11 protein-coding genes are annotated in these 12,404 nt (G+C 64.1%); 9 read left to right on the plus strand and 2 right to left on the minus strand.

The genetic code is table 11. The features are described from left to right. Positions 1-70: 70 nt before the first annotated feature. The 8 genes from V1479_RS16630 to V1479_RS16665 all read left to right on the plus strand — a co-directional run bounded on the left by V1479_RS16630 (position 71) and on the right by V1479_RS16665 (position 7,832). Positions 71-1,141, plus strand: coding sequence for an ABC transporter ATP-binding protein (locus tag V1479_RS16630; RefSeq protein ID WP_173194769.1), 1,071 nt, complete (start codon positions 71-73; stop codon positions 1,139-1,141). Continuing rightward, a complete protein-coding gene (locus V1479_RS16635) occupies positions 1,138-1,989 on the plus strand; it encodes an ABC transporter permease (RefSeq protein ID WP_039710424.1) in 852 nt (283 codons plus the stop codon). The genes V1479_RS16630 and V1479_RS16635 overlap by 4 nt, the downstream gene beginning before the upstream one ends. Further along, on the plus strand, positions 1,986-2,774 hold the full coding sequence (locus tag V1479_RS16640) for an ABC transporter permease (protein WP_039710423.1): 789 nt from the start codon (positions 1,986-1,988) through the stop codon (positions 2,772-2,774). The genes V1479_RS16635 and V1479_RS16640 overlap by 4 nt, the downstream gene beginning before the upstream one ends. Before the next feature lie 11 nt (positions 2,775-2,785). Continuing rightward, positions 2,786-3,607 carry a polysaccharide deacetylase family protein gene (locus V1479_RS16645; protein ID WP_368803913.1) on the plus strand — a complete coding sequence of 274 codons (822 nt, stop codon included), beginning with the start codon at positions 2,786-2,788 and terminating at the stop codon, positions 3,605-3,607. Further along, positions 3,604-4,350: an SDR family NAD(P)-dependent oxidoreductase gene (locus V1479_RS16650; RefSeq protein WP_368803914.1), complete on the plus strand. Its 747-nt coding sequence runs from the start codon at positions 3,604-3,606 to the stop codon at positions 4,348-4,350. The genes V1479_RS16645 and V1479_RS16650 overlap by 4 nt, the downstream gene beginning before the upstream one ends. A 12-nt stretch (positions 4,351-4,362) precedes the next feature. Then, positions 4,363-5,118 (plus strand): SDR family NAD(P)-dependent oxidoreductase, encoded by a 756-nt coding sequence (locus tag V1479_RS16655; RefSeq protein ID WP_368803915.1) that lies wholly within the window; start codon positions 4,363-4,365, stop codon positions 5,116-5,118. A gap of 164 nt (positions 5,119-5,282) precedes the next feature. Then, the gene (locus tag V1479_RS16660; RefSeq protein WP_368803916.1) at positions 5,283-6,659 is read left to right on the plus strand and encodes an amidase; all 1,377 of its coding nucleotides are present in this window, start codon (positions 5,283-5,285) and stop codon (positions 6,657-6,659) included. A 48-nt stretch (positions 6,660-6,707) separates the two neighbouring features. After that, a complete protein-coding gene (locus tag V1479_RS16665) occupies positions 6,708-7,832 on the plus strand; it encodes a P1 family peptidase (RefSeq protein ID WP_368803918.1) in 1,125 nt (374 codons plus the stop codon). Between the two features lie 95 nt (positions 7,833-7,927). Here the strand turns inward: V1479_RS16665 and recQ are convergent, their stop codons facing one another. Together recQ and V1479_RS16675 are read right to left on the minus strand one after the other, a co-directional pair. Further along, positions 7,928-9,727 carry a DNA helicase RecQ gene (recQ, locus tag V1479_RS16670; protein ID WP_368803919.1) on the minus strand — a complete coding sequence of 600 codons (1,800 nt, stop codon included), beginning with the start codon at positions 9,725-9,727 and terminating at the stop codon, positions 7,928-7,930. A 470-nt stretch (positions 9,728-10,197) separates the two neighbouring features. Next, the gene (locus V1479_RS16675; RefSeq protein WP_173194761.1) at positions 10,198-11,094 is read right to left on the minus strand and encodes a LysR family transcriptional regulator; all 897 of its coding nucleotides are present in this window, start codon (positions 11,092-11,094) and stop codon (positions 10,198-10,200) included. 100 nt (positions 11,095-11,194) lie between these two features. On the opposite strand from V1479_RS16675, the gene V1479_RS16680 reads away from it, so the two are divergent. Further along, entirely contained in the window at positions 11,195-12,385 is a 1,191-nt protein-coding gene (locus V1479_RS16680) for a CoA transferase (RefSeq protein WP_368803920.1), read from the plus strand. The last annotated feature ends 19 nt before the right edge of the window (positions 12,386-12,404 follow it).

Raw genomic sequence — 12,404 nt, forward strand, 5'->3', positions numbered from 1 at the left:
GGGGCATTGCATCGCCTGATGGCGCCAGGCTTTTACGGTCGGCGTCCGTCCGGGCTATCTGTGAGGTCAAATGAGCAACGTTTCCCTGCGGCATCTGGCTAAGCGCTACGGCAAGGTTGCCGTGGTCAAGGACGTGTCGCTGGAAATCGCGGAAGGTGAGTTCGTCTCGCTACTGGGGCCGTCCGGCTGCGGAAAGACGACCATCCTTCGCATGGTTGCCGGCCTCATCGAGCCGAGCGATGGCGCGATAACCGTCGGCGGGCGTGACATCACGCGCCTGCCTCCCAACAAGCGCAATGTGGGGCTTGTGTTCCAGTCCTATGCGCTTTTCCCGCACATGACCGTGTTCGAGAACGTGGCGTTCGGCCTGCGCCGCAAGGGCGAGAGCGGGGCCGCACTCGATGAAAGGGTGCGGGAAGCGCTCGCGCTCGTGCGCCTCGAAGGCTATGGCGATCGCTATCCTCGCCAGTTGTCCGGCGGCCAGCAGCAGCGTGTTGCCATGGCGCGGGCCATCGCACCGCGACCGAGCGTTCTGCTTTTCGACGAACCGCTCTCCAATCTCGACGCCAAGCTGCGTGACGAGATGCAGATCGAGTTGAAGCGGCTCCAGCGCGACCTAAACATCACCACGCTGTTCGTTACGCACGATCAGGCCGAGGCGCTGTCGCTGTCGGACCGTGTCTGCGTCATGAACGACGGGGTCATCCAGCAGTTCGATACGCCGGAAGAAATCTACCACCGTCCGGCGACCGCCTTCGTGGCGAGCTTCATCGGGAAGCCGAACCGCCTTGCCGGCACGGTGAAGGACGGCGCGGTCGATCTCGGCGACGGGCTTGTGCTGCAATCGAGCGGCGCCGCCTCGCTTGACGACGGGACGCCGGTCGACGTCTTCATCCGGCAGGAAGCGGTGACGCTTTCTGCTTCCCCGGATGGAAAGGGAACAGGCCTCCCCGGCACCATCGTCCTGCGTTCCTTTTCCGGCGCGCAGGTGCAATACGTCGTCCGGCTCGGCAATCGCTTTGAAGTCGTGGTCGAAGTGGCTTCGTCCGGCGAGGGTGCCAATCTCGAGCAGGGCAGGGAAGTCTTTCTGACTATCCGGCCGCAGGACACGATCATTCTTCGCAGCGGGACCGGCGCATGAAGTCACTGCGAACCGGGGCGCTGCTGCTGTCACCGCTGCTGTTCGTGCTGCTGGCGGCTTTCGTCGTGCCATTGCTGCTGCTGGTGCCGACCAGCTTTCAGGAATACCGGCCCGGCGAGGGCATCGCGACCGACGTTTGGACGCTGCAGAACTTCGTGCGCATCGGCGCCGACGAGTTCTATCGCGAGGTCGTGCTGCGCACGATCGGCCTCGGGATCGCGGTCACGCTGTCCTGTCTCCTGCTTGGCTATCCGGTCGCCTACCTGATCGTGCGCGGCAATCCACGCTGGCGATTGCCGCTGACGCTGCTGGTGATCTTTCCGCTGATGCTCAATCTCGTCGTGCGTTCGTTCGGCTGGATCGTGCTGCTGACCAATCGCGGTGTCGTCAACAACCTGCTGATCGACATCGGGCTGATCGAGCGTCCGCTGCGGCTGATGTTCAACATGACCGGGCTGATGATCGGACTTACGCACATCTACCTGCCGTTCATGGTGCTGATGCTCGTCGCCGCCTTGCAGAACGTGCCACGAGACGTCGAATCCGCGGCCGCGACGCTGGGTTCCAGCCGGTTCCACATCTTCCGTGCGGTGACGTTGCCGCTGACTGCCCCGGGCATCATCTCGGGCTCGATCCTCGTCTTCGTGCTGACCATCAGCGCGCTGGTCACACCGCGTATGCTTGGCGGGCCGACCTACCAGGTCATGGCGACGCTGATCTATGACGAGTTCATGCTGCTGCTCGACTGGCCGAGCGGTTCGGCGCTGTCCTTCGCGCTGGCGATCGCCACCATATTCATCATCTGGATTTCCAGCCGGATGACCAAACGCTGGGCGGGGCTGGCATGAACGAGCAACGGCCCGGACTGACCATATCGAGCGTGGCGCTGCTGGTCGTCCTGTTCCTGCAGATCCCGGTCATTGTTGTGATGCTCGCCTCTTTCAGCGAGACGTCCTATCTGACGATCCCGCCGCAGGGCTGGACGCTGAAATGGTTCGAGGCGGTGCTGACCGATCGCACCTATATCGACGCCATCAAGAACAGCCTGATTCTGGCGGTAGGCTCCACGACCATCTCGCTGGTCCTCGGAGTGGCTGCGTCCTACGCAATCTTCCGCAAGCTGGTGCCGGGCTCGGAAGCCCTGACCTCGCTGCTGATGGCGCCGCTCATCATCCCGTCGGTGGTGATCGGCGTCGCGCTTCTGCAATATTTCACGCTTGTCGGCATGCGTGGCAGCTTCTGGGTGCTGCTGATCGCGCATGTCGTCATCACCGTGCCTTATATCGTGCGGTCGGCGCTTGCGAGTCTGTCGGGCATCGACCTTGCGGTGGAGGAGGCGGCGCGCGTGCTGGGCGCCAACGGTTTCACGACATTCCGGCTGGTGACGCTGCCGCTGATCAAACCCGGCCTGGTCGCCGGCGCGCTGTTCTCCTTCGTCACGTCGATGGAGAACGTCCCGGTGACGATCTTCCTGGCCGGTCCGCGCGACACCACATTACCCATCCTCATCTTCACCTCGGTGGAGATGGGCGTGAACCCGAGCGTGGCCGCAGTGTCCACGCTCCTCATCATCGCAACGGCGATCGTGCTGCTTGCCGCCGAGCGCTGGACCGGCTTCCACCGCTTCGTCTGACGGACACCTACATGCATCTTACCAGCAACGGCTTTCCCCTCTTCCTGACCTTCGACCTCGATGCCGAGACGATGTGGACGGCGCGCGACCCCGACTACGCCAAGCGTCCCATCCTGATGTCGCAAGGCGCCTATGGCTGGAAGGTCGGCACCGATCGCGTGCTCAATCTTCTGGCCCGCTACGGCCTCAAGACGACCTTCTTTATTCCCGGGATCATCATCGATCAGCGCCCCGAACTCATCGAGCGCATTCTCGAAGCCGGGCACGAACTGGCGCATCACAGCTACACCCATTCATGGATCCTCAACCTCACGCACGAACAGGAGCGCGAGGAGATGGAGAAGGGCTTCGAGACGATCAAGCGCGTTTCGGGCCGCGCCCCGCGCGGGTGGCGGTCGCCCGCTGCCGAACTCAGCGACATCTCCATGCAGCTCATGCTGGACTACGGCTTTGATTATTCGTCCAACTTCTTCGACGACGACTCACCCTACATCCATTCGGTCGATGGCAAGCAGACGAAGCTCGTCGAGCTGCCTTTCCGGTGGGTGCTCGATGACGCGCCCTTCTTCCAGTATTCGATCGTTCTGCCGGGCCGCACGATGCAGGCGCCGTCGGCGGTTCTGGAAGCGTGGAAGGCCGAGTTCGACGTGCTCTACGCCGAGAAGCGCATGATGATGGTCGGCATGCATCCCGAGATGATCGGCCAGCCGTCGCGCATCGGCGTTCTCGAGGGACTCATCAAGCACGCGCTCGAGCATGGCGACGTCTGGATGGGGCGCTGCGACGAGATGGTCGAGGACATGCGGCCACGTCTCACCGGAGCGGCAGCATGACAGCCGACTTCACTGGACGCCGCATGCTCGTCACCGGCGGGGCCAAAGGCATCGGCAAGGCCGCTGCCTCACGTTTCCTGGCAGGCGGCGCGCAGGTCGCGTGTCTGGACATGGACGAAGCCGCGCTCGCGGAACTGGAGCCCGGATTTGTGGCGCTCAACGCCGATGTGACCGATACGGCTTCGGTCGAGACGGCAATAGCCGAGGCCGCGGCAAGAATGGGCGGGCTCGACGGCGTCGTGAATTCCGCCGGCGTCGACCTCCAGTCCAGCCTCGAAGACATGACCGACGCGGCATGGGAGCGGCTGATCGCCGTGAACCTCACCGGGCCGATGAAAGTGTGCAGGGCGGCAGTGCCCTTCCTCAGAGTGGCCGGCGGCGGCACGATCGTCAACGTCTCCTCCGGCGCCGGGCTGCAACCGTTGAAGTTCCGCAGCGCCTATTCGGCCTCCAAGGCGGGATTGCAGATGTTTTCCAAGTCGCTGGCAATGGAGCTGGCCGAGGCCGGTATCCGTGTCAACGCCGTGTGCCCGGGTGCTGTCGAGACGCCGCTGTTCCGCTCTTCCATCGCGGAAGGCGAGACGGGAGACGCGCAGCTCGATGCCGTGCGCGCCCGATATGCACTGGCCCGCATCGCCGATCCAGACGAAATCGCCGCTGGCATAGCCTTCCTGTCGAGTGCCGAAGCTTCCTACGTCACCGGCGTAGCGCTCGCGGTCGACGGCGGCCGAACATTTCACTGAGGACGAGCCGACATGCAGATGTCCACCCGCTTCACCGACAAGGTCGCCATCGTGACCGGCGGTGGCGGTGGCATCGGCGCGGGGATTGCCGAGCGGCTGCTTGCCGAAGGCGCGAAGGTCGCCGTGCTCGATCTCGATGCCGGTCCACTCAAGGCGCAGCTTGCCGACGACATGGCCGCGCGGCTGTTTGCAATCGAGGGTGACTGCACCGATCTCGGGACGCTTGAAGCGTTTCACGCGCAGGTGACCGGCGAGCTCGGTCCGATAGACGTGCTCGTCAACAATGTCGGCCAGAGCGGGCGGGCGCGCAGCGCGCACTTTCACGAATCCCGCGAAGAGGTTTGGCGCTTCGTGCTCGAAATCTCGCTGTTCAGCGCCATGCGCATGTCGCGCCTCGTCGCGCCGGCCATGCGCGAACGCGGCGGGCGCATCGTCAACATGTCGAGCGACGCAGCCTTTGTGGGCGATGCCGGGCTGGTCGACTACGCGTCGGCCAAGATGGGGCTGATCGGTTTCACCCGCTCGCTGGCACGCGAGCTGGCGCCGTTCGGCGTTACGGTCAACGCGGTTGCGCCCGGCGCGATCCGCACCCGCGCGCACGACACCATGCCGAAAGATGTCATCGACCGCATCAAGGCCGATACGCCCGCCGGCATCGTCGGCGAGCCGGAGGATGTTGCCGCCGCTGTTGCGTTTCTCGCCAGCGACGAAGCCCGGTTCATCACGGGTCAGAGCCTGCTGATTGATGGCGGGCGCTGGATGATCTGATGGCAGGAGAGATTGTGTGTCTTTCGAGGCTCCCCTTCGACAAGCTCAGGGTCGCACCTCAGGATGAGGGAAGAGAGCGCCAACCTCCCTCATCCTGAGGTGGGAGCGCAGCGAGCCTCGAAGGACGCACCACACCCGAAACGATCGATTATCGGAGAACGCCTATGTCTCACCTCGCCGACCTCACCGCAACGCAGATGGCGTCCGCCGTGCGGGCAAAGGAGGTTTCGCCGGTGGAGCTGGTCGACGCCGTGCTCCAGCGCATCGACGACCGCAGGGATCTGAATGCGTTCATCACGGTGACGCATGAGGAAGCGCGGGCGCAGGCCCGGTTGGCGGAGGACAAGGTCATGACGGGTGGCGAGCTGCCGCCGCTGCACGGTGTGCCCTATTCGGTCAAGGACCTGCTCAACACCGCCGGCGTGCGCACGACGATGGGCTCGCGGCTGTTCGAAGACAACGTACCAACCGCCGATGCCGTTTCCGTCGCGCGCTCGAAGGCTGCGGGCGCGATTCTCGTCGGCAAGACGACCACGCCGGAATTCGGCCATCTGCAGGCGGCGACCTCTCCGCTGTTCGGCCGCACGCTCAATCCGATCGACCCGAAAGTGACGCCCGGCGCGTCGAGTTCCGGGTCGGCCGTCGCGGTCGCCACGGGCATGGGGCCGCTGTCGCTTGGCACCGACGGCGGGGGATCAAGCCGCATTCCGGCGGCCTGCTGCGGCGTCGTCGGCTTCAAGCCGTCGCTTGGCACGATCCCCCACCTGCAACTGCCGGACCTGTTCGGCGCCAACTCCTATGTCGGGCCGATGGCGCGCACGGTTGACGATGTTGCGTTGATGTTCAGCGCGATTTGCGGGCCGGATTTTCACGACACCTACGGGCAGGCGGAAAAGCTGCTGCATAAGGGCGGCGCGTCGCTTTCCGGCCTGCGCATCGGCTACATCGCGGAGGGCGGCGCGCGGGTCGCGCGCGAGACCGCGGCAATCACCGCTGCGGCGGTAAAGAAGCTGGAAGACGCCGGCGCGCTGGTGGATGAAGCCGTCATCGACTTCAAGTCGTATGAGCCTGTGTTCCTCACCATCCTGCGCGTTGGCCTTGCGGCACGCACCGGTCCACTGCTCCAGGGCCGAGACGAACTGGTTAGTCAAACCCTGATCGATACGATCACGCTCGGCGAGGGCTATTCCGCCGTGGAGCTCTCCAATGCCAACTCTGCGCGCACGCGGCTGTTTCGCGAGCTTCAGGCGCTGTTCGAGCGCTTCGACATACTGGTGTCGCCGACGTTGACCGCGCCGCCCCTGCCGATCGACGTCGACCCGAGCGGCGACATCGAGATCGACGGCGTCGATTGCGGGACGATACGCGGCGCGTGGTATCCATTCACATTTCCGCAAAACCTCTCCGGCCATCCGGCCATCACCATTCCCTGCGGCAAGACGGCTTCCGGCCTGCCGCTCGGGCTGCATATCTGCGCGCCCTGGTATCGCGACGTTGCCTTGTTGCAGGTGGCGACGGAGGCCGAAGCGCTCTTCACGTAGGTTCGGCGAGGCTTCGCCGGCGGGTTTCAACGACAAAGGAGGACAAGAATGTCGTTTAAAATCACCCTCAAATCGGCGCTCGTCGCGGGCGGGATGCTAGCGGCCGGCCTTGCCCACGCACAGGCACCCATTCCGGTTGTGGACCTGAAGACAGGCCCCAATAACGCCATCACGGACGTGCCGGGCATTCTCGTCGGGCACAGCACCCGCAAGGATGCGCAGACTGGCACCACGGCGCTGCTCTTTCCGGAAGGCGCACTGATGGGCATGTCGCCAAGCGGCGGTGCTCCGGGCACGCGCCTGGCCGCGCTTCTGACCGCTCAGCATCAGGACGCTCAACGTGTCGTCATGCACGGCCTCACGTTGAGCGGGGGCAGCATCTACGGCCTCGACACGGCCTGCGGCGTGGTCAAGTTCCTCGACGAAAAGGGATGGACCTATGGCGGGCGGGCGCATGTGCCCGGGGCGATCATCTTCGATCTCGGACGCAGCGATGTCGATGCCCCTCCCGGACGCGGCGACAAGCCATGCGAGGACGGCTACGTTGCCGCCAGCAACGCCAAGGACGGCCCTGTTGAGCAGGGCAGCGTCGGGGCGGGCACGGGCGCGCGCGCAGCCGGCATGAAAAGCGGCCTCGGCACTGCCAGCGCCGTGATGGCAGACGGCACCGTCGTCGGCGCACTGGTCGTCGTCAACCCGGCCGGGCGCGTCTACAACGTCAATGCCAATTGCGAACTCTACACGCTGTGGCTCGAGCTCGACGACGAGTTTGGTGACATCAAGGTGCCGCCGCAGGGCTGTTCGACGTCGCCGAAGGACATGGAACTGATCCGCCCCGGCGAGAACACGACGATCGGCGTGGTTGCCACGAGCGCGCCGCTCACGGCTGGCCAGACCGAGCGGCTTGCCATCGTCGCCAATGACGGAATGGCCCGGGCCATTCGTCCGGCGCACTCGACCAGCGACGGCGACACCGTGTTTGCCGTGACGCTCGGCGACGATCCGTCGACGGTCGCGCAGTCGAATTTCGTCGAGGCATCGCAGTTCCGCGACATCCTTTCAGTAGCGGCCGATGTCTATGCGCGTGCGATCACCCATGCGGTGCTCAATGCCGATCCGGAACTGGGCGAGACCTATTGCGTGCGTTTCCCCGGAGCCTGCAGCGGCGAATAGCTGCTTGAAGGCACGCTGTTGCCTCCGTGCGGACTATATCCGCGCGGAGGCAGTCTGGTGTTGGGAGTTTCATGTGGAAGAGCGCCGAAGCTCCTTCACGCGTGCTGGGCAATTACGGTCAGGAAAGCCGGACCGTAGCGATCGAGCTTGGCCTCGCCGACGCCCGGCACGTTCGCCATTTCGGCGCGGGACGAAGGCTTCGCAGCCGCGATTTCGATCAGGGTCTTGTCATGGAAGATCACGTAGGGCGGTACGTTCTGCGCGCGGGCCATTTCCGTACGCTTCTGTCGGAGCGCCTCGAACAGGTCGCGATCGCCCTCGGATACGGCCGCCTGCGCCGTCATGCGCGATACCTTGCCGCGTCGGGCGCGCGGCGGCGCGGGCACACGCAGCATGAGGGCTGATTTCTCCCGCAGGAAGTCGCGGCCTGCCTGCGCAATCGATAGCCCACCATGGCCGGCGAGATCGACGTCAACCAGGCGCAGAGCGATCAACTGGCGCACGATCGCCCGCCAGGTGCGGTTATCGTGCTCCGTGCCGATGCCGAATGTGGAAATCCGGTCGTGTCCGAACTGAGTGATGCGATCGTTATCCACCCCAAGCAGCACGTCGACGATATAGGCCTGACCGAAACGTTCGCCGGTGCGGTAGATGCAGGATAGCGCCTTCTGCGCGGCGACGGTGCCGTCGAAAAGCTTTGGTGGATCGGCGCAGGTGTCGCAATTGCCGCACGGCTCGCCCGTGTCGCCGAAATAGGACAGAAGCGCCTGCCGGCGGCAGCCGGCAGTCTCTGCCAGCCCGAGCAGCGCATCCAGCTTCTGACGCTCCATGCGCTTTCGCGGATCGGGCGCGTCCGATTCCTCGATGAACCGGCTGCGCAGCGCGATGTCCTCATAGCCATAAAGCATGAGAGCATCGGCCGGCAGGCCGTCGCGCCCGGCGCGGCCCGTCTCCTGGTAATAGGCCTCGATGCTGCCCGGCAGATCGAGATGGGCGACAAAACGCACGTCCGGCTTGTCGATGCCCATGCCGAAGGCGATGGTGGCGACCATGATCACCGCATCGCCATGCTGGAACCGCGTCTGGTTGGCCTCGCGCGCCGCCTTGTCCATGCCTGCGTGATAGGAGAGGGCGTCGTAACCCTGATCGCGCAGCCAGATTGCGGTTTCATCGGTCTTGCGCTTTGACAGGCAGTAGACGATGCCGCTCTCGCCTTCATGGCGTTTGAGGAAGTCCTTCAGCTGCGCGCGGGGACTGTCCTTCTCTTCGATAGCGTAGCGGATGTTGGGACGGTCGAAGCCGGCGATGAAGGCGTCGGCTTCCGCGATGTCCAGATGAGAGAGGATTTCGGCGCGCGTCGGTTCGTCGGCCGTCGCCGTCAGCGCCATGCGCGTCGTGTCGGGGAACTGCCGGACAAGCGCGTCGAGCTGGCGGTAGGAGGGGCGGAAGTCGTGTCCCCATTGCGACAGGCAATGCGCCTCGTCGATGGCGATCAGCGACAGGTGTACCTGTTCGAGCCGCCTCAGTACGTCCGTGCGCAGCAGCGTTTCGGGTGCCACGTAAAGCAGGTCCAGGGCGCCATCGTGGATGTCGCGCCACAATGCGCTGCGTTCGTCGGCGGGCAGGTCCGAATTGAGTGCCGCGGCCCTCACGCCCGCCTGCCGCAAGGCCGCGACCTGATCGGCCATCAACGCCAGCAGCGGCGAGACGACGAGGCCCATGCCGGGCCGGACGATCGCGGGGATCTGGTAGCAGAGCGACTTTCCCCCGCCCGTCGGCATCAGCACGAAGGCGTTCCCGCCGTCTATGACATGCTCGACAATACGCGCCTGCAGCCCCCTGAAAGCATCGTAACCGTAAACAGTCTTGAGGATTTCGAGGGCGTCGGCGGGCATCGTCTTCAGTGTCGGGAATCAATCAGCGCCCTTCATAGCAGCTTTGATCGGAAATGAATTCCTGGACGAAGAGCCATAACCGTTTGACACAAGGCATTCTGATTTTCGTTCTGCAGGACAATGTGCACTGCATGTCTTCGCGTTTTGTGCCGTCCGATGTGCCTACGAAAGCATCGGCTGCGTCGACTTGAGCAAGGCAACAAGCTGGCTGTGTTGATTGGTGCCCGTCTTGCTGAAGATGCGCGAAAGGTAGGTGCGAGCCGAGCCGAAGCCGATACATCTCCGATCTGGTTCAGCAAGTGTGCGGCCGGTGCCAAGACATCAGGTCGGGCTGTCCAACTCTGGGTTGCCTCTATCCCCCTTCTCATTGACGCCCCCTCGTTGTCATAGATGGATGCCACTTCGTCCAGCGGTGCACCAGGCTAACTCCCGAGGCAGCGCACTTCAGGCGACGCGCTCCGATCGTGCGATCAGGACGAGTTCATCATCGTTTTCAGAAACGTCGCGAAGGCGGATGCCGCTGGCGCAAGCGGGCGTCCCTCCCTCTTCAGAATCCCGAAGTCGCGCATCAGCGGGGCCGGCGCAAGGCGCAGTGCGCGGCAGCGCGACAGATCGAGCCGATGGCTCATCATCGAGGGAACGAAGGTGATACCCATCCCGACCTCGGCATAGGCCATCAAGGTCGCGAGGTTGATCGCCTCGCGTTCGGCCACCGGCTTCAGGCCGGCTGTCGCGAAAGCAATATCGATCTCCGCGCGGAACGCCGAGCCGACAACCGGCAACAGCAACGGCACATCGGCCAGCCGCGTAATGTCGACCGAGCTATCCTTCGCGAATGGATGGTCGTGAGGGACAACGACGAGGCATTCGTCGGTAAACAGTTGCTCGAAGACGAGGCCGGGCGGCTGCTGCACCCCGGTCGTCAATGCAAACTCGACATCACCTGTAAGAACGGCCGAGACCGCCCTATCCGCAACCGTATCGATCACATGGATCTGAATATTTGGATGGCGTTCGTGGAACCCGGCAAGAGCGACCGGCACGATCGTCGCCGCGGTGGACGGAAGTGCAGCCATGCGGAAGCGCCCCCTGTTGAGGGCACCTTCATCAGAAAGCTGAAAAATGAGCTGCTCGATATCGTGCAGCGTGTGGCGTGCGGTGTTGAGCAGGCGTTCCCCTTCCGGCGTGAGCGATACGCTTCGCGTGGTGCGCTCGAAAAGGCGCAACCCGAGCCTCTGCTCCAGAAGGCTCACGCGTAGACTCACCGCGGATTGAGAAAGGTGGAGGTGCCGAGCGGCAGCGTGAAACCCTTGCCGCTCGGCCACGGCGATAAACGTTTCCAGCTGACTAAGCGTCACATTGATCATTTATCCCAATCTATTGATGAGATGTCCTCGTTTGACAAGTCTTTCCTATCGCCAGAGTGTTGCCACACACACTTTATGCGATCGGGAGGAAGTGCATACGGTGCCTCAAGAAGCTGTCCGCGCCGATGTTGCGCGTCCACTGGCCGGCCTTATCGTTGTCGAGATCACCGCTACGCCCGCGGCCGCTTTTGCGGCGGCGCTGGCTGCAGACCACGGCGCGACGGTCATCGTATGCGAGCCCGCCGAAGGATCGCCGCTGCGCCGGTTGGGTCCGGAATCTGTGCAGGCACACTGGTGGGCCGCGCTGGGCCGCGGAAAGCTGTCGCTTTGCCTCGATGAGCATAAGCCTGAATTCGCCGCCATCCTCAGCCGACTGGAAGGGCGGAGTGGCATCCTGTTTCGCGACGAGTGGGCATTCGCCCATTGTCTGTCAGACCGAACGGGGCCGCAGCTGCTCGACGTTTGCCTGCATGCAACGGGCGCGGACCGTCGCGATTTGTGGCCCTGGAGCACGCGCAGCGAATTCGCCGCGGCCGCGTCGGGCGTCATGGCGCTGACGGGCGCCGCAGACGGTTTCGGCGTCGCGCCCGAACTGCCGCTCGCAGACTACTGTGCCGGCACGCTTGCGCTCTCGGCAGCTCTCGCCGAGCTGCGCGCTGCCAAACTGGCGGATCGTACCCCACGCCCACTACGCTTTGGGTTGCATGAGGCGTTGATGCGAATGAACGAGTGGCAGGTTGCCATCGCCTCGGGCCTCGACCGGGCCGAACGCCGCAATGGCAACCGCTTTCCGATGAACTCCAACATCGGAAACATTTTCAAGACCAGCGACGGACGCCTGATCACGGTCTCGGCTGCGACGCAGCCGGTTGCGGCGCGCTTCCTGGCAATGATCGGAGGGCCGGCACTCGCGCAGGACCCCCGTTTCTCCACCCCCGCTGCAAGGCGCGAGAATATGGACGCTCTGGACGCGGAGATTGCAACCTGGATTGGCGCACGCCCTGCTGCGGACGTGCTCCGCATGGCGAGGGAGTGTGACGTGGTTGTCGGCCCCGTCCACGACGCCGGAGACATTGAGGAACATCCGCAGGTTGTCGCCCGCGCCAATGTCGTTGCGGTGGATGGGCGACGCATGCCGGCGATCACGCCACGTCACGTAAGTCGCGACCAATCGGTGCCGCGTAATGCGCCGCGTATCGGTGAGCATAGCAATGCCGTGTTGGAGGCGATCGGTTTCGAGCCGGAGGAAGCACAGGCGCTGCTGGAGACGGGAGCCGTCAAACAGGGCTGACACACAGGATCAACTAGGG

Source organism: Neoaquamicrobium sediminum (assembly GCF_040970315.1).
GTDB classification, from domain to species: Bacteria; Pseudomonadota; Alphaproteobacteria; order Rhizobiales; family Rhizobiaceae; genus Aerobium; species Aerobium sediminum.

Coding starts and splice junctions, on each gene's coding strand:
- V1479_RS16655 (WP_368803915.1), top strand. CDS start 4,363: ATGCAGATGTCCACCCGCTTCACCGACAAGGTCGCCATCGTGACCGGC.
- V1479_RS16650 (WP_368803914.1), top strand. CDS start 3,604: ATGACAGCCGACTTCACTGGACGCCGCATGCTCGTCACCGGCGGGGCC.
- V1479_RS16645 (WP_368803913.1), top strand. CDS start 2,786: ATGCATCTTACCAGCAACGGCTTTCCCCTCTTCCTGACCTTCGACCTC.
- recQ (WP_368803919.1), bottom strand. CDS start 9,727: ATGCCCGCCGACGCCCTCGAAATCCTCAAGACTGTTTACGGTTACGAT.
- V1479_RS16660 (WP_368803916.1), top strand. CDS start 5,283: ATGTCTCACCTCGCCGACCTCACCGCAACGCAGATGGCGTCCGCCGTG.
- V1479_RS16635 (WP_039710424.1), top strand. CDS start 1,138: ATGAAGTCACTGCGAACCGGGGCGCTGCTGCTGTCACCGCTGCTGTTC.
- V1479_RS16675 (WP_173194761.1), bottom strand. CDS start 11,094: ATGATCAATGTGACGCTTAGTCAGCTGGAAACGTTTATCGCCGTGGCC.
- V1479_RS16665 (WP_368803918.1), top strand. CDS start 6,708: ATGTCGTTTAAAATCACCCTCAAATCGGCGCTCGTCGCGGGCGGGATG.
- V1479_RS16640 (WP_039710423.1), top strand. CDS start 1,986: ATGAACGAGCAACGGCCCGGACTGACCATATCGAGCGTGGCGCTGCTG.
- V1479_RS16630 (WP_173194769.1), top strand. CDS start 71: ATGAGCAACGTTTCCCTGCGGCATCTGGCTAAGCGCTACGGCAAGGTT.